Consider the following 17464-nt stretch of genomic DNA (forward strand, 5'->3'; position numbering starts at 1 on the left):
GTCACTTGCCGAACGCCATCATCAGCTTTTCCTTGTCGTCGTCGTTGCCGGTCAGCCGGTTCGAGGAGAGGTAGAACCGGCCGTCGGCCCAGGCGATCGCGCTGCTGAAGAAGGTGTCCTCGATCTCCGCGGTCGAGGAGGGGTTCTGCAGCAGCGTGCCCGGCCGGTGCACCGACCCGGAAACCGGGATCGCGACGACCCGGCCCCCCGTGTCGTACGACGCGTGCACATAGGCGACGAGCTTGCCGCCCTCCGCCTTGACGGGCGTCATCGACTCGTCCGTGGGCGACTTGACGCGCCACTTCTCCTTGCCGGTGGCGAGGCTGACGGCGACGATCTCGTTGGGCCCGGTCGTCGCGCTGGTGGGCAGATAGAGCGTGTCGTCGGCGACGACGGCCCCCTGGCAGCCCTGGAGCGCGCGGTTGAGCACCGCCCACCCGCAGCTGGTCAGGAACTTCTCGTCCACCTTCACCTCGGAGCGGAACTTCCCCGTGTCGGTGAGGGTGGAGATGTTCCACGCCTTCTTCTCGTCGTTGACGAGGTAGATCACCAGCGGGTTCACCGAGTACGCGTGCTGGACCCGCCAGCCCTTCTTGATCTTCTGCGTCCACTTCACCTTGCCGGTGGCCGCGTCGAGCCCGCGTACCTCGTCGTGCTCGTTGGTGCCGCCCGTGCCGCAGGAGGCCACCTGGATCAGCCGTCCGCCGCCACCGGTGAAGCCGGCCGGGAAACAGTCCTCGCCGTACTTCTTGGACTCGTACAGCTTGTGCCCGTCGCGGATGTCGAACGCGATGCCCGACTGCGAGCGCCCCACGAGCAGGGTGTTGCCGCTGGTGATGAGCTGCACGTTCATGGCGCTGTCGAACAGCCCGCCCTCGGGGATCTCCCCGTGCCAGCCCTTCTTGCCGGTGTCGAGGTCGATCTGCTGGAGCTGGTCGCACTTGGCGCGGTCGCTGACGCCGTTCATGTACCCCACGACGATCTTGCCGCCGACGGGGTCCGGGGTGACCGCGCAGACCTTCTGCGGGAAGGAGATCGGGGCCCAGGCGGGGGTGCCGTCGGCCACGCGGTAGGCGAAGACCTGCTTGTACGCCGCCTTCACCGCCGTACGGCCGGTGATCCACATCCCCGGGGCGTCGGCGCCCGAACCGGGGGCGTCGGGGGCGGTCTTGTACCAGAGGACCTTCGCCTCGCCGGGCTTGCGGCCCGCGTTGAGGTCGTCGGTGTCGGAGCGTCCGTCGCCGCTGCCGTCACCGGGGTCGACGGGGGCGGTGACGGTCGGCTTGGAGTCGTCGCTCTTGTGCGCGACGGGCTTCTTGCCGCCGGAGTCCCCGGAGGTCACGGCGTAGACCGTGCCGCCGACGAGGAGCAGGGCGGCGGCGACAGCGCCCGCGACGATGGCCGTCTTCCTGCGGTTGCCGCCGGGGCCGGGCGGGGTTCCGGGAGCGCCGGGGTACGGCGCCTGCGGGTACCCGTAGGGGCCGGGCTGCTGGGCGTAGGGGCCACCGGGGGGCGGGCCGTAGGGGGCGCCGCCGCCGGGCTGGGGCGGGTACCCGTAGGGGCCCGGCTGCTGGGTGTACGGGCCGGGCTGGGCGTAGGGGCCGGGCTGCTGCGGGAAGCCGTAACCGGGCTGCTGCGGCGGGGTGTTCGGCGGCTGGGCCGGGGGCTGGGGCGGGGGCTGGGGCGGGTTCTGCGGGGCACCGAAGCCGGGGTGCGGGGGTTGCGCCTGCGGCGGCTGCCCCTGAGGGTGCTGCCCCTGCGGCGGCTGATCCTGCGGTGCTCCGAATCCGCCCTGCGGCGACTGACCGGGTGGCTGGGTCATCAGCGCTGCTCCCCCTCGTCCACTGATTTTTAGCCAGGTGATCCGAGGTTGACGGCCGACCGCAGGCCGGCGCGGCGTTCCCCCGAACGCCTCTTTTCTATCACCCGCCGCCGACGGCGCAGGAGCGCGCGAGAGCCGGTCCTCCCAAGCGTTCCCAAGGGAGGACCGGCCCGTAATGCCTCCGTTACGCGTCCTCGGCCAACTCCAGCCAGCGCATCTCCAGTTCCTCGCGCTCGTCGGCGAGTCCCCGGAGCTGGGCGTCGAGTTCGGCCACCTTGCCGAAGTCCGTGGCGTTCTCCGCGATGGCCGCGTGGAGCTTGGTCTCCTTCTCGGAGATCTTGTCCAACTGGCGCTCGATCTTCTGGAGTTCCTTCTTCGCGGCGCGCTGGTCGGCGGCGCTGCGCTCGGGAATGGCGGCGGTCTTCGGGGCGGGGGCGGAAGAGGCCACCGCCTCCTCCATCCGCTGCCGCCGCTCCAGGTACTCGTCGATGCCGCGCGGCAGCATCCGCAGCGTGCCGTCGCCGAGGAGGGCGAACACCTTGTCGGTGGTGCGCTCGACGAAGAAGCGGTCGTGGGAGATGACGATCATCGAGCCGGGCCAGCCGTCGAGGACGTCCTCCAGCTGGTTCAGGGTCTCGATGTCGAGGTCGTTGGTGGGCTCGTCCAGGAAGAGGACGTTGGGCTCGTCCATGAGGAGGCGCAGCAGCTGCAGGCGGCGGCGCTCACCACCGGAGAGGTCGCCGACCGGCGTCCACTGCTTCTCCTTGCTGAAGCCGAAGGTCTCGCACAGCTGGCCCGCCGTCATCTCGCGGCCCTTGCCGAGGTCGACACGCTCGCGCACCTGCTGCACGGCCTCCAACACCCGCGTGTTGGGGTCGAGTTCGGCGACCTCCTGGGAGAGGTAGGCCAGCTTGACCGTCCTGCCGACGGCGATGCGTCCGGCGGCGGGCTGCGCCTCGCCCTCGGTGCGGGCGGACTCGGCCATGGCGCGCAGCAGGGAGGTCTTGCCCGCGCCGTTGACGCCGACCAGGCCGATGCGGTCGCCGGGGCCGAGCTGCCAGGTGACGTGCTGGAGCAGCAGCTTGGGACCGGCCTCGATGGAGACGTTCTCCAGGTCGAAGACGGTCTTGCCGAGCCGGGAGGAGGCGAACTTCATCAATTCGCTGGAGTCGCGCGGCGGCGGCACGTCCTTGATCAGCTCGTTGGCGGCCTCGACGCGGAAGCGCGGCTTGGAGGTACGGGCCGGGGCACCGCGCCGCAGCCAGGCCAGCTCCTTCCTGACCAGGTTCTGCCGCTTGGCCTCCTCGGTGGCGGCGATGCGCTCGCGCTCCGCGCGGGCGAAGACGTAGTCGGAGTAGCCGCCCTCGTACTCGTACACGTCACCGCGCTGCACGTCCCACATGCGGGTGCAGACCTGGTCCAGGAACCACCGGTCGTGGGTCACGCACACCAGCGCCGAGCGGCGCTCGCGCAGATGCCGGGCGAGCCAGGAGATGCCCTCGACGTCGAGGTGGTTGGTGGGCTCGTCCAGGACGATGAGCTCCTGCTCCTCGATGAGCAGCTTCGCCAGCGCGATACGGCGCCGCTCACCACCGGAGAGCGGCCCGATGACCGTGTCGAGCCCCTTGGGGAACCCGGGCAGGTCGAGCCCGCCGAACAGCCCGGTCAGCACGTCCCTGACCTTGGCGTTGCCCGCCCACTCGTGATCGGCCATGTCCCCGATGACCTCGTGCCGGACGGTCGCCGCCGGATCGAGCGAGTCGTGCTGCGTCAGCACGCCGAGCCGCAGCCCCCCGGAATGCGTCACCCGCCCGCTGTCGGCCTCCTCCAGCCGCGCGAGCATCCGGATCAGCGTCGTCTTCCCGTCCCCGTTCCGCCCGACGACCCCGATCCGGTCCCCCTCCGACACACCGAGCGAGACACCGTCCAGCAGGGCACGCGTGCCGTAGACCTTGCTGACGTTCTCGACATTGACCAGGTTGACGGCCATTTCACTCCTGTGCGCGCGGGGCGGATCAGCCTTCAAGCGTAGGGCCTGCAGGGAGGGGGACGGGGCGCGAGGGGTCGGTCACCCTTTGTGATGACGTGATCGGGATTCGGCGGCTACGGTGGAAGGGCAGCTGCAGGATCTTGCCCTATGGGAGGAACCATGACTGCCGAGCCGATCTCCGACGCCGCAGAGGCCGTCGCCGAACCGACGCCGCGATGGCCGGTGCCGCCGCAGGACGGCTACACCGTGGACGACCTGTTCACGCTGCCCAATCTCCCGCCGCACACCGAGCTGATCGACGGGAGCCTGGTTTTCGTGAGTCCGCAGCGTCGTTTTCATTACCTTGCGATCAACCTGCTGTTCGACGGACTACGCGCGGTTCTCCCCCAGGAGGTCAGCGTCGAACGGGAGATGGCCGTCGTCCTCGACGACCGCAACGTCCCTGAACCCGATGTGTGTGTGGTCCGCGCCGATGCAGTGACCGGGCTGGACCAGACCCGGTTTCAGGCTCAGGACGTCCTGCTCGCCGTAGAGGTCGTCTCCCCCGAGTCCGGGTCCCGCGATCGTACGACCAAACCGCACAAGTACGCCGCCGCCGGTATCCCGACCTTCTGGCGTGTCGAGCAGGACGGCCCCACGGGCGCCCCCCTCGTCCACGTGTACGAGATCGACCCGCTCACCAAGTCCTACGTGCACATGGGCCTGCATCGGGACAACCTCAAGGTCGACAAGCCCTACCCGATCGGCATCGACCTGTCCGCCATCGGCCGGCGCTGAGTCTCAGACCACCAACGCCCCCGGCGCAGGACCGGACGCCACCCGTACCGTCCTGCACGTGCCGGAGGTCAGCAGCGCCTCCGCGACCTTCGCCGCCGACTCCGCGTCCCGCGTCAGGAAGGCCGTCGTCGGGCCCGAGCCGGAGACCAGCGTGGCCAGGGCGCCGGCCGCGTGGCCCGCTGCCAGGGTGGCGGCGAGTTCCGGGTAGAGGGAGAGCGCCGCCGGTTGGAGGTCGTTCGAGAGGGTGGCCGCCAGGGCGTCGGGGTCGCCCTTGGCGAGGGCGTCCAGGAGGTCCGGGGAGGCGACGGGTTCGGGGATGTCGCGGCCCTCGGCCAGGCGGTCGAACTCGCGGAAGACCGCCGGGGTGGACAGGCCGCGCTCCGCCATCGCGAAGACCCAGTGGAAGCCGCCGCCGATGTCGAGCGGGGTGAGGCGTTCGCCGCGGCCGAGGCCCAGGGCGGCGCCGCCGACCAGGCTGAAGGGCACGTCGCTGCCCAGCTCGGCGCAGATGTCCAGGAGTTCCGGCAGGGACGCCCCCGTGCGCCACAGCGCGTCGCAGGCGACCAGCGCACCCGCGCCGTCCGCGCTGCCGCCCGCCATGCCGCCCGCGACCGGGATGTCCTTGGCGATGTGGATGTGGACGGCCGGTTCGATGCCCCGGCGCTCGGCGAGGGCGACGGCCGCGCGGGCGGCCAGGTTGGTGCGGTCCAGCGGGACCGACGCGGCGTCCGGGCCCTCGCAGGTGATCCGGAGCTCGTCGGCGGGGGTCACGGTGACCTCGTCGTAGAGGCCGACCGCGAGGAAGACGTTGGCGAGGTCGTGGAAGCCGTCGGGCCGGGCGGCGCCGACCGCGAGCTGGACGTTCACCTTGGCCGGTACCCGTACCGTGACGCTCACGCGCCGGCCCCCTTGTGCTCCGCGATCCGGGCGAACTCCTCGACCGTCAGCGCCTCGCCGCGCGCCTGCGGGGAGACCCCGGCCGCGACGAGGGCGGCCTCGGCGGCGACGGCCGAACCGGCCCAGCCGGCCAGCGCGGCGCGCAGGGTCTTGCGGCGCTGCGCGAAGGCCGCGTCCACGACCGCGAAGACCTGCTCCCTGGTGGCGGTGGTCTTCACCGGCTCGGTGCGGCGGACCAGCGAGACGAGCCCGCTGTCCACGTTCGGCGCGGGCCAGAAGACGTTGCGCCCAATGGCACCGGCCCGCTTGACCTCGGCGTACCAGTTGGCCTTCACCGAGGGCACGCCGTACACCTTGGAGCCGGGCGCGGCGGCGAGCCGGTCGGCGACCTCGGACTGGACCATCACCAGGGTGCGCTCGATGCTCGGGAAGGTGGCGAGCATGTGCAGCAGCACGGGGACGGCGACGTTGTAGGGCAGGTTGGCGACGAGCGCGGTGGGCGGCGGGCCCGGCAACTCGTCGACGAGCATCGCGTCGGAGTGGACCAGCGCGAACCGGTCGGCGCGCCCGGGCATCCGGGCGGCGATGGTCGCGGGCAGCGCGGCGGCCAGCACGTCATCGATCTCGACGGCGGTGACCCGGTCGGCGGCCTCCAGCAGGGCGAGGGTGAGGGAGCCGAGACCCGGCCCCACCTCGACCACCACGTCGTCGGGGCGTACCCCGGCGGTGCGGACGATACGGCGGACCGTGTTGGCGTCGATCACGAAGTTCTGGCCGCGCTGCTTGGTGGGCCGCACGCCGAGCACTGCCGCCAGTTCGCGGATGTCGGCGGGTCCGAGCAGGGCGTCGGGGGTGGGGCTACTCACGGAACAAGGGTACGGGGCGACGGGGCGCCTCCCGCCCGGCGGACGGCAGGACGGCGCGGCAGGGCCCCGCGAAAGTACCCGCTCACCCCCGCAGCCGCCCCCCGCAGTGCGGCCAGGGACTGGCCCCGCTGCGCTGGTAGAGCCTCTTCGCACGGTACGTCTGCTCCTCGGCCGGGGCGTCCTGGGGGCGGCCGTGGCCGCCGAGGCTGTGCCAGGTGGGGGCGTCGAACTGGTAGAGGCCGCCGTAGGTGCCCGAGGGGTCGACGGCGTCGGGGCGGCCGCCGGACTCGCAGACGGCGAGGGCGTGCCAGTTCAGGTGGTCCGCGCCGCCCACGGAGGCGGGGCGCTGCCGGGTGCCGTACCGGACCTTCCCGCGGCGCGGCTCGCGCACCACCTCGGAGCCCTCCAGGCGGGGCCGCTGCCGTACGCCGTTGACGGTGCGCACCAGATAGGTGATCCGGCGCAGACCGGGGCTGCCCTGCCGGTCGACGATCTCGGTGCCCTGGAAGAGGCTCGGGTCCTCGGTGCGTTCCACGGTGTACGCGATGGGTTCCTCGCGGACCTCGCGGGTGCCGGTCACGCGGAGCACGGTGACCGTCTGCCCGTCGCGGGGGAAGCTCGCGGCGGGTACGGAGGTGGTGTCCTCGCCGTGCAGGGCGACCCCGGCCTCCTCCAGCGCCTGCCCGACGGTGGCGGCGTTGGTGCGGACGGTGCGGCTGCGGCCGTCCGCGACGATGGTGAGGGTGCGCTCGGTGCGTACGTCGAAGCGGAGCCCGGCCCGTCCGATGGGCTGGGAGCGGGAGACGGAGAGGTACGCGCCCTCCGCGCGCACCCCGAACTGCCGGAGCGCCTCCTCCACGGTGCCGGCGGTCGTCCACACCGTGCGCCGCTCGCCGTCGATGGTGAGCCTCAGGGGGCGGGCGTGGCGGACGGTGATCTCGTCGCCGTCGGTCAGCGGGGTGCCGGGGGCGGGGGCGACGACGTCGTGCCGGCCGAGTCGGACGCCCTCCTCCTCCAGCAGCTCGGTCACGTCGTCGGCGAAGGTGTGCAGGGTGCGGTGGCCGCCGTCCACGGTCAGCTCGACGGACCGGTCCTCGGCGACGAACGCGCTGGTCCCGCCCGCGAGGAAGGCGACGACGAGGGCCTGCGGTACGAGTCTGCGTACGGCGGACTCGGGGCGCTCGCCGGACCGGGAACGGCCCCGGGCCCGGCGCCGCGCGGCCCGTCCGCCCGACGCGCCCTCCGGTACGTCGTACACGTCCGGCGCCGGTCTCGGCACCGGCAGCGCGGGCTCGGTGGCGAGGTACGCCTCGGCCTCGTAGGCGGGCCGGTAGGTGTCCCGGCCGCCGGGCAGGTCGTACGGCAGGGTCCGCGCGCTGTGCAGGCCGCCGGGGTCGGGCACGGTGCGCGCGATGGGGCCGTGGGTGCCATGCGGACCCACGGGGCCGTACGTCTCGTACGGCGACTTGGTCACGTCGTACTGCGACTTGGTCACGCCGACACACGCTCCAGGAGGCCAGGGGGGTCCGGATCGGGCCCCCAGAACCTAGCGGAGCGGGCGTCACTCTCCAAAGCGACGCGACTACGGTCCGTCGCGTCTCGAACGGGCGCTCAGTACCCGAAGGCGCGCGCCGTGTTCGCGGCGAGCGCGGTGGCGAGGGTGTCCTCGTCGGTGCCGCGTACGGCGGCCATGGCGCGCACGGTGACCGGGATCAGGTACGGCGCGTTGGGGCGGCCGCGGTACGGCGCCGGGGTCAGGAAGGGCGCGTCGGTCTCGACCAGGACCAGTTCCCGTGGGGCCACGGCGAGGGCGTCCCGGAGGTTCTGGGCGTTCTTGAAGGTGACGTTGCCCGCGAAGGACATGTAGTAGCCCTCGCGGGCGCAGATCTCCGCCATGTCCGCGTCGCCGGAGTAGCAGTGGAAGACGGTGCGCTCGGGGGCGCCCTCCTCCTTGAGGACGCGCAGGACGTCGGCGTGGGCGTCACGGTCGTGGATGACGAGGGCCTTGCCGTGCCGCTTGGCGATCTCGATGTGGGCGCGGAAGGAGCGCTCCTGGGCCTCCTTGCCCTCCGGACCGGTGCGGAAGTAGTCGAGGCCGGTCTCGCCCACGCCCTTGACCTGCGGGAGCGCGGCGAGGCGGTCGATCTCGGCGAGGGCGTCGTCCAGCGCGGCGTCGCCGCCCGCGATGCGCGCGCCCTGCCTCGACCAACCGTCGGGGTCGCCGTGGACGATGCGCGGGGCCTCGTTCGGGTGAAGGGCGACGGCCGCGTGGACGTTGTCGTACACGGCGGCCGTCTCGGCGGCCCAGCGGGAGCCCGCGAGGTCGCAGCCGACCTGGACGACGGTCGTCACCCCCACGGACGCGGCCTTCGCCAGCCCCTCCTCGACGGTTCCGGACTGCATGTCGAGGTGGGTGTGCGAGTCGGCCACGGGCACCGCCAGGGGTGCCGGGAGCGGCGGGGCCGCGTGCTTGTCGTCCTGGGCGGGACCGGCGTTCGAAGGCATGTGCCGATCCTACGGAAAACCCGCGCTCAGCTCGCCCGGCGCTGGAAGGGATGCAGCAGGTCGGAGAGGTGCCAGTGGTGCGGCTCGGCCTGCGGGGGCGGCGCGGCGACGGGTCGTACGGCGTGTTGCGGCCGGGGCGGTCCGGCCGCGACCCGTACCGACGACACCTGCCCGGCGCGCATGATCCGCACCACGCGTCCGTCGCAGTTCTGGCAGGCCGGGCGGCTCAGCGGGGACGGCACGACACGGCCGTCCGCCACGTAACGGACGCACTCGTGGCCCTCGGTGTCGGTGTGGTGGGCTATCTCGTACGACTGCTCCCAGCCGTGCCCGCAGCTCATGCAGGCGAAGGAATACGACTCGTGAACAACGGCGGTGGTCGTCGCCCGGAGGCCGACCGGTCCTGCGATCTCGCTCATGCCCGCTCCTCTTGTCCGCCGGACAAGCGCCCCCGGGTTTCGGGGGCGAGGGACGAGGTGGTCCCTGCGACCAGTGGACGCCGGACCGTGGGCGAGCGCATCCGTCCTGCCGAGTGTTGGACCCGTTTTGGCCCGCGCTTGCCGAAACGCCCCCGCGACAGGGGTCAGCCCTTTGCCTGGGCCCCGCCCCTTTTGCCCGCCCATGGGGCGCACCTCCGGCACACCGGAGAGGGACGGGTGCGCCTCAGCCCTCCGACTTCTTCGACGCCACCACCGCGTCGAACACCACGCGCTTCGGCAGGCCCGCCTCGGCGGCCACGGCCGCGATCGCCTCCTTGCGGCGTTCCCCGGCCTCCTCGCGGACGCGGACGCGGCGGACGAGTTCGGTGGCGTCGAGTTCCTCGGGGCCGGGTTCGGGGGCGCCCTCGACGACCACGGTGATCTCGCCGCGGACGCCGTCGGCGGCCCAGGCGGCGAGGTCGGCCAGGCCCCCGCGCTTGACCTCCTCGTAGGTCTTGGTCAGCTCGCGGCACACGGCGGCGCGGCGGTCGGGGCCGAAGACCTCGGACATCGCGGCGAGGGTGTCGTCGAGGCGGTGGGGGGCCTCGAAGTAGACGAGGGTGCGGCGCTCGCTCTCGACCTCGCGGAGTCGGGAGAGCCGTTCGCCCGCCTTGCGGGGCAGGAAGCCCTCGAAGCAGAAGCGGTCGACGGGCAGGCCGGAGAGGGCGAGCGCGGTGAGGACGGCGGACGGGCCGGGCACCGCGGTGACCTTGACGTCCTTCTCGACGGCCGCCGCGACCAGCCGGTAGCCGGGGTCGGAGACCGAGGGCATCCCGGCGTCCGTGACGAGCAGCACCCGGGCCCCGCCGAGCAGCTCCTCGACCAGCTCGGGGGTGCGCGCGGACTCGTTGCCCTCGAAGTACGACACGACGCGCCCGCGCGGTGTCACCCCCAGGGCCTGGGTGAGGCGGCGCATCCGGCGCGTGTCCTCGGCGGCGATCACGTCGGCGCCCGCCAGCTCCTCGGCCAGCCGGGGCGGGGCGTCCGCGACGTCGCCGATGGGGGTACCTGCGAGGACAAGGGTTCCAGTCACGCCCCCATCCTCCCAGGGCCCCGGGGGCGGACGGAAAACGATCGCGTCCCAATCGGTACCGCACATGCACGGGACTCCCACAGCGCGTTTCCCTACCATGGCGCGGTGACCAGTACCGCGTCCTCCACGGACCTCCGGCAGGGCCAGGCGCCGCCCGACGACGAGCGGCCCTCCTGGCAGCAGCGGCTGCGCCGATTCGGCTACGCACCCGCGGGAGGCACGCCGGGAGGAGACGACGTACGGGACCGGCTGGTGCCGCCGTACGCCGAGCCCTCGCCGCGCCTGTGGCAGGTGCTGGGCGCGCCCCCGCTGCTCGCGGACCGGATCACCCGCTGGTCGGCGTGGGGCGGCCCGCTGCTCGTGACGCTCCTCGCGGGCGTGCTGCGCTTCTGGAACCTGGGCCGGCCGCGGGCGGTGATATTCGACGAGACGTACTACGCGAAGGACGCGTGGGCCCTCGTCCACCGGGGCTTCGAGGTCAACTGGGACAAGAACGCCAACGACGCGGTCCTCCAGACGCACGGCCATCTCGGCATCCCGCTGGACGCGGCGTACGTCGTGCATCCGCCGGTCGGCAAGTACGTGATCGGTCTCGGCGAGCTGCTCTTCGGGTTCGACCCGTTCGGCTGGCGTTTCATGACCGCGGTGCTCGGCACCCTGAGCGTGCTGATGCTGTGCCGGATCGGGCGGCGGATCTTCCGCTCGACGTTCCTGGGCTGTCTGGCGGGCCTGCTGATGGCGCTGGACGGCCTGCACTTCGTGATGAGCCGGACCTCGCTGCTCGACGGCGTGCTGATGTTCTTCGTGCTGGCGGCGTTCGGCTGTCTGATCCTCGACCGGGACCGCTCACGGGCGAAACTCGCGGCCGCGCTCCCGGTGGGCCCGGACGGCCTCGCCCGCCCGGACGCCGAGGTCGCGGACCGCTTCCGCTTCGGCTGGCGCCCCTGGCGCTGGGGGGCGGGTCTGATGCTGGGCCTGGCCTTCGGCACCAAGTGGAACGGCCTGTACATCCTGGCCGCGTTCTGCGTGCTGGCGCTGCTGTGGGACGTGGGCGCGCGCAAGGTCGCGGGCGCCCGGCACCCGTACGAGGCGGTGCTGCGGTACGACACCGGTATCACGTTCCTCGCGACGGTCCCGGTGGCGATCGCCGTCTACCTGGCGTCCTGGATCGGCTGGATCCTCTCCCCCACGGACGGCACCGGCGGCTACTTCCGCGACTGGGCCGCGACCTCGGGCAAGGGCGGCTCCTGGACCTTCCTGCCGGACTGGCTGCGCAGCCTGTGGCACTACGAGCACGAGGTCTACGAGTTCCACGTCCACCTGTCGTCCCCGCACACCTACCAGTCCAACCCGTGGAGCTGGATCGTGCTGGGCCGCCCGGTGTCGTACTTCTACGAGTCCCCCGCCCCCGGCGTCGACGGCTGCCCGGCGGACACGGCCGGCAAGTGCGCCCGCGAGGTGCTGGCCATCGGCACCCCGGCACTCTGGTGGGCGGGCTGCGCGGCGATCCTCTACGTCCTGTGGCGGTGGATCTTCCGCCGCGACTGGCGCGCCGGTGCCATCGCCTGCGGCATCGCGGCCGGGTATCTGCCCTGGTTCATGTACCAGGAGCGGACGATCTTCCTCTTCTACGCGGTCGTCTTCGTGCCGTTCCTGTGTCTCGCGGTGGCGATGATGATCGGCGCGATCATCGGCCCGGCGAACTCCACCGACACCCGCCGCGTGGTGGGCGCGACGGGCGCGGGCGTCCTGGTGCTGCTGATCGCCTGGAACTTCATCTACTTCTGGCCGCTGTTCACGGGGACCGCGATCCCGCTGGACGAGTGGCGGTCGCGGATGTGGCTGGACACCTGGGTGTAGCCCGGCCGTCCTCGGTCACGGCCTCTCGTTCACGGCCTCTCGTTCACGGCCCGGCGGACCCCCGCCGGGCCGTGACCGTTTCCTGGGCCGGGTATTCCACGAGCAGCGTCTCGGCGGCCTTCTCGCTGATCAGGTACACGGCGACGGCGATGAACAGGCCCGGGATGTCGGGGAAGACGGAGGCGTCGACGACCCGCAGTCCCCGAACGCCGCGCACCCGGAAGTCGCCGTCGAGCACCGCGAAGGGGTCGCCGTCGGCACCGATCTTCGCGGTGCCGCAGGCGTGGTGGCCCCAGGACTGGGTGCGGATCCACTTCTCCAGCTGATCGGTGGTGCGGACCTCCGGCCCCGGGACCAGCTCGCGGGCGACACCGACGTCGGCCGCGTGGGCGATCACGTCGCGGGCGATCTCGATCCCGTCGACCATGCCGCGCAGGTCCTCCTGCCAGCCGGGGGTGCCCTCGGAGAAGTAGTGGAACCGGATGTCCGGCGGCTCGGCGGGGTCGGCGGAGCGCAGGCTCACCACTCCGCCCCGGTTCTTGGTGTGGCCCTTGAGCACGACCACGGCCAGCCGGTCGCGCGCGTGCGAACCGTCCTCCGCGTATCCGGGGTAGTAGCCGTGGAAGTCGACGGGCAGCACCAGCAGCATGAGGTCGGACTCGCCGTCGGCGACGCTGGACTCGGCGATGATCGTCGCCAGCAGCCCGTTGGTCGAGTAGGGCCCGCCGTGGTCGTCGTCCCACTCGCCGATCAGGGCGTCGCGGGGCTCGCCGGCGGTGGGGACGTTCAGCGAAACGCCGTCGAACAGGGCGTAGTCGTGATCGAGTTCGGCGACCACGGATGCCTCGTAGCGGTCGTGGAGGTTGCGTCCCACGCCGGGGGCGTCGACGCGCACCGGGATGCCGAGGCGTTCCAGTTGCTCGCCGGGGCCGATGCCGGACAGCATGAGCAGCTGCGGGGTGTTGTAGGTGCCGCCCGCGAGGACGACCTCCTTGGTGGCGTACGCGATCCCCTCGGTGCTCTCGTCCTCGGTCAGGTCGACGGGGTCGGGGTCGAGACGGCAGGTCTCGTGCGACGAGGCGCCGTACGCCCGGTGCTGCTCCCGGTAGGCGACGCCCACGGCCCGGTCGCCGTCGAAGAGCACCCGGGTCACCAGCGCGTTCGTTCTGATCGTCAGCCGGTCCCCGACCCGCCGTCGCACGTCGAGCAGCCGTTCGCGGGAGCCGTTGCGGACGCCGTCGTCCACGGCGGTCGGGACGAACCCCATGCCCTGGAAGTCGAGCGGGGTGTCGGCGGCGTTCGGGTCGCGGGGCAGCGGGACGTCGTCGGGGATGTGGAAGCGGTCGCGGGCGGTCTGCTCCACGGCGCCGATGATGTCGAGGAACTTCGGCTCCCGTCCCGCCAGGCTCGGTGCGGCCCGGGTCGTGCCGAGCCAACCGTCCGTGCCGTGGCGGGCCTTGGCGTCCCGCTCGGCGGGCGTCTCACCGGGGAGCGGCTCGGCGTCCTGGCCCTGCCAGTGCTCCAGGCGCCGGAACCGCTCGCGCATGGCCTCGGTGGACCAGCCGGTGTCGCCGGTCAGTTCCACCAGCCGCTCCCACTCCTTGCCCTGCGGGAAGAGGGTGATGAGCGCGTTCACCGTCGTGCTGCCGCCGAGGGAACTGCCCCGCGGATAGAGAACGCCGTTCTCCGCGTCGACGAATTTCCGGTCCTCGCGCTGCTCCTCCGTGTCGTCCCAGTGCCGTACGAAAAAGCTCCACGCCATGTCCGGATCTTCACTGGCGAAAGCCTGCATGATCGGAATGGAATAGTACGGACACGCGTGGTCGTCACCTGCTTCGAGTACCAGAACGCGATGCCCTGCCAGGGCCAGCTCGGCGGCCAACGGACCGCCTCCGGCGCCCGAGCCGACCACGACGAAGTCGAATTCCTGGGAAGTTTCAAGCGGTTGCCGAGACATACGACTCCTCCTCCCGACCACTGTGCACCTGCGGGAAGAAGCTCGCCACCCACTGCCTCGCGTCGCCTCTGACAAGCCTGTTCGCGCGCGTTAGCCTGGGCGAGGAGTACCTCGAACCATCACCGACACAAAGGTTGTGACCATGATGGCAACGGCTTCCGGCGAGCTGAGCAAGGAACCGACTCCGGACCGGGCCGAGGACAACGCCTATTTCCCGTCCCCGTATTCACTGAGTCAATACACCTCGAAGAAGACCGACTTCGACGGTGTGAAGCACAAGGACGCCTATTCCGGTGACAAAAAGGTCCTGATGATCGCCTCGGCGGAACGCTACGTTCTGCTGCAGAACGGCAAGATGTTCTCCACGGGAAACCATCCCGTGGAGATGCTGCTGCCCGCGCACCATCTGATGGAGGCCGGTTTCGACATCGACGTGGCCACCGTGGGCGGTTACCCGGCGAAGCTGGAACTGTGGGCGCTGCCGGAAGAGGACGCGGCCGTCATGTCCACCTACGAGGCGCTCAAGCCGAAGCTCAAGAACCCGCTGGACCTCGCGGACGTCGTCGCGAACGATCTGGGTGAGGACTCGCCGTACATCGCGGTCTTCATCCCCGGCGGCCACGGGGCCGTGGTGGGGCTGCCGAGGAGCGAGGACGTGACGCGGACGCTGGACTGGGCCCTGGCGAACGACAAGCACGTCATCACCCTGTGCCATGGCCCCGCGGCCCTGTTGGCGGCCTCCCTGGGCAAGACGGAGTCGCCGTTCAAGGGCTACTCGGTGTGCGTCTTCCCGGACGCGCTCGACGAAGGACCCAACCTGGAGATCGGCTATCTGCCCGGACGGCTGAACTGGCTGGTCGCCGGACTGCTGCGGGAGCAGGGCCTGAACGTCATCAACGACAGGATGACCGGCCAGGTCCACCAGGACCGCAGACTCCTCACCGGCGACAGCCCGCTCGCCTCCAACGCCCTCGGCCTGCTCGCGGCGGACGCGCTGGTGGAGGCGACACGCGACGAGGGCTGAGAGAGCGGCGCGGGACGGAGCCCGGGAAGACCGGCGGTACCCGCCCATACGCCAGGTTTCGCCACCCCCACACGTCTCCCGCCTGCGGTTTCTCCATTCGCCATCCGAACGCGCCAGTCGAACACCCCGGCGCCCGCCACCGGCAAACCAGGACGAACCCCCCGTCGGCCCGGGCGCCGGACGCTTGAGCGAGGGGGGCCGGTTGGGGTTGTCTCTCTCCTCGGAGGCCCCAGGGGGAGAGCCTCCCGCACGGCCCCCGCGCCTTGAGGCCCGGCTCCGGAACGCACCCCGGAGCCGGGCCGGCGGCCGGGGGCCCCGGTGGGTCCGGCCGGTCCGACCTCGGCCGGACTCACCCCGCGCGTCCGGGCCGGACTCACCCCGCGTGACCCGGCGGGGACGCCCTTGCGTCACGACGAACACCCACGCGCCACGGCAGGCAGTCGCGCAACATCTCCATTCGGTCAACAATCGACAACTCCCGTCACCGGAAGCTCACAAGCGCATACAGTTCCCCCGCACCGATTTTTGAACGCGTTCAGCACATGGGGCGCAACGGTCGCAACCACGGGGACACGGGGCTGGGGAGGGACACGTCATGGGCAGGAAGGTCAAGATCGCCGTCGTCAGCGGGGTCTGCGCCGCGATGCTGGGCGGCGCAGGCTACGGGATGTACAACGTCGCCTCCGCGCTCGGCGGGGTGGGCGGCGCGGGCGGCAGCAGCGCCCCCGAGGTGAAGACCGGCCCGCCCGACCGGGACGAAGTGGCCGAGACCACCAAGGCGTTCTTCGCCGCCTGGACGCAGAACCAGCCCGCGCAGGCGGCCACGTACACCAACTTCCCCGAGGAAGCCCAGCAGTTGCTGACGGCGTACGGCGACGACGCACACATCACCGACGTCCGCATCACCCCCGGCAAGGCCGAGGGCACCACCGTGCCGTTCAAGGTGACGGCGAAGGTGTCGTACGGCGAGAAGTCCGAACCGATCGGGTACACCAGCAAGTTGACCGTGGTGCGCGGGGTGACCTCGCACCGGCCGCTGGTCGACTGGGACCCCTCGGTGGTCTACCCCCGGCTGGAGAAGGGGGACACGCTGACCATCGAGGCGGCCGCCACCCCGCAGGTCGAGGCCGTGGACCGCAACGGCAAGGTGCTGACCCGGGAGAAGTACCCCTCGCTCGGGCCGATCCTCGACGAACTGCGCCAACGGTACGGGGACAAGGCCGGGGGGCAGGGCGGTGTGGAACTGGTGATCCGTCACCAGGACCCGACGGGCGGGGACGCGGCCGCCGACACCACGCTGATGACGCTGGTGAAGGGCCGGACCGGCAAGCTCAGGACCACCCTCAGCGCGACCGCGCAGGCGGCAGCCGAGTCGGCGGTCGGCAACTACGCCAACTCCTCGGTGGTGGCCATCAAGCCGAGCACGGGCGAGATCCTGGCGGTCGCCAACCACCGCGACGACGGCTTCAACGCGGCCTTCCTCGGGGAACTGGCGCCCGGCTCCACCATGAAGATCGTCAGCGCCGCGACCCTCATCGACCATGGTCTGACCACGGCGAACGGCCCGGCACCCTGCCCGCCCAGCGCCGTCTGGCAGAGCCAGACCTTCACCAACCTCGCTCATATGACGCCCAATGAGCACGCCACCCTCTCCGAGAGCTTCGCCCGTTCCTGCAACACGGCCTTCGTGAAGTTCGCGAAGGCCGTGGAGCCGGACTGGCTGACCAACGAGGCCGCCCAGCGGTTCGGGATCGGGCGCGACGACTGGAAGATCGGCGTCCCGTCCTTCGACGGCCGGGTGCCCGCGCCGAGCGGCCCCGACACGGCGGCCGGGCTGATCGGCCAGGGCCAGGTGCAGATGAGCCCGCTGAACATGGCCTCGGTGACCGCGACCGCGATGACCGGTGTCTTCCGCCAGCCGGTGATCGTGCCGCTGAGCCTGGACGGCCGCACGCCGGCCACCGCCCGGGGCCTGTCCGCCGCCACGTCCCGGCAGTTGCGCGAGATGATGAACCGCACCGCCCGCTCCGGCACCGCGCAGGGCGTGATGGCCGGGCTGACCGGCGTCATCGGCGCCAAGACCGGCTCCGCCGAGGTGGACAGCCAGACGAAGTCCAACAGCTGGTTCACCGGCTACCGCAATGACGTGGCCGCCGCGGCGGTCACCGAGGACGGCGGCCATGGCATCGACGCCTCCGGTCCGATTGTCGCAAGAGTGCTACGGAGCATGGGCTGAGCGCAGCCTCACGCGCGG

The 17464-nt window shown here is 71.7% G+C and carries 13 protein-coding genes; 4 read left to right on the plus strand and 9 right to left on the minus strand.

Annotated elements, in window-relative coordinates:
- Window position 1: 1 nt before the first annotated feature.
- Entirely contained in the window at window positions 2-1822 is a 1821-nt protein-coding gene (locus AB0E91_RS14785; protein ID WP_361780463.1) for a PQQ-binding-like beta-propeller repeat protein, read from the minus strand.
- 184 nt (window positions 1823-2006) lie between these two features.
- Window positions 2007-3812, minus strand: coding sequence for an ABC-F family ATP-binding cassette domain-containing protein (locus tag AB0E91_RS14790; protein WP_361780466.1), 1806 nt, complete (start codon window positions 3810-3812; stop codon window positions 2007-2009).
- Window positions 3813-3971: 159 nt separating this feature from the next.
- On the opposite strand from AB0E91_RS14790, the gene AB0E91_RS14795 reads away from it, so the two are divergent.
- Window positions 3972-4589, plus strand: coding sequence for a Uma2 family endonuclease (locus AB0E91_RS14795; RefSeq protein ID WP_361780469.1), 618 nt, complete (start codon window positions 3972-3974; stop codon window positions 4587-4589).
- Between the two features lie 3 nt (window positions 4590-4592).
- On the opposite strand, the gene AB0E91_RS14800 is transcribed toward AB0E91_RS14795, so the two are convergent.
- From AB0E91_RS14800 to rsmI, 6 genes are all read right to left on the minus strand, one after another.
- The gene (locus AB0E91_RS14800) at window positions 4593-5486 is read right to left on the minus strand and encodes a 4-(cytidine 5'-diphospho)-2-C-methyl-D-erythritol kinase (protein WP_361780472.1); all 894 of its coding nucleotides are present in this window, start codon (window positions 5484-5486) and stop codon (window positions 4593-4595) included.
- Window positions 5483-6352 (minus strand): 16S rRNA (adenine(1518)-N(6)/adenine(1519)-N(6))-dimethyltransferase RsmA, encoded by an 870-nt coding sequence (gene rsmA / locus AB0E91_RS14805; RefSeq protein ID WP_361780475.1) that lies wholly within the window; start codon window positions 6350-6352, stop codon window positions 5483-5485. The genes AB0E91_RS14800 and rsmA overlap by 4 nt, the downstream gene beginning before the upstream one ends.
- 82 nt (window positions 6353-6434) lie before the next feature.
- Complete coding sequence (locus tag AB0E91_RS14810; protein WP_361780478.1) at window positions 6435-7847, minus strand: ubiquitin-like domain-containing protein; 1413 nt, start codon at window positions 7845-7847, stop codon at window positions 6435-6437.
- 116 nt (window positions 7848-7963) lie between these two features.
- Entirely contained in the window at window positions 7964-8857 is an 894-nt protein-coding gene (locus AB0E91_RS14815; protein WP_361780482.1) for a TatD family hydrolase, read from the minus strand.
- Between the two features lie 26 nt (window positions 8858-8883).
- Entirely contained in the window at window positions 8884-9276 is a 393-nt protein-coding gene (locus tag AB0E91_RS14820; RefSeq protein WP_361780485.1) for a hypothetical protein, read from the minus strand.
- A gap of 244 nt (window positions 9277-9520) precedes the next feature.
- Window positions 9521-10369, minus strand: a complete 849-nt coding sequence (gene rsmI, locus AB0E91_RS14825; protein WP_361780488.1) for a 16S rRNA (cytidine(1402)-2'-O)-methyltransferase — start codon at window positions 10367-10369, stop codon at window positions 9521-9523.
- A 105-nt stretch (window positions 10370-10474) separates the two neighbouring features.
- Between rsmI and AB0E91_RS14830 the strand changes: the two genes are divergently transcribed.
- On the plus strand, window positions 10475-12229 hold the full coding sequence (locus AB0E91_RS14830) for a phospholipid carrier-dependent glycosyltransferase (protein WP_361780491.1): 1755 nt from the start codon (window positions 10475-10477) through the stop codon (window positions 12227-12229).
- Window positions 12230-12272: 43 nt separating this feature from the next.
- Here the strand turns inward: AB0E91_RS14830 and AB0E91_RS14835 are convergent, their stop codons facing one another.
- Complete coding sequence (locus AB0E91_RS14835) at window positions 12273-13991, minus strand: GMC oxidoreductase (protein ID WP_361780494.1); 1719 nt, start codon at window positions 13989-13991, stop codon at window positions 12273-12275.
- 337 nt (window positions 13992-14328) lie between these two features.
- Here AB0E91_RS14835 and hchA point away from each other — a divergent pair, with 337 nt between their 5' ends.
- The gene (hchA, locus tag AB0E91_RS14840; RefSeq protein ID WP_361780497.1) at window positions 14329-15210 is read left to right on the plus strand and encodes a glyoxalase III HchA; all 882 of its coding nucleotides are present in this window, start codon (window positions 14329-14331) and stop codon (window positions 15208-15210) included.
- Between the two features lie 595 nt (window positions 15211-15805).
- Window positions 15806-17446, plus strand: a complete 1641-nt coding sequence (locus tag AB0E91_RS14845; RefSeq protein WP_361780500.1) for a penicillin-binding transpeptidase domain-containing protein — start codon at window positions 15806-15808, stop codon at window positions 17444-17446.
- Window positions 17447-17464: the final 18 nt, after the last annotated feature.

The organism is Streptomyces sp. NPDC026659, from assembly GCF_040638245.1.
Taxonomy (GTDB): Bacteria; Actinomycetota; Actinomycetes; order Streptomycetales; family Streptomycetaceae; genus Streptomyces.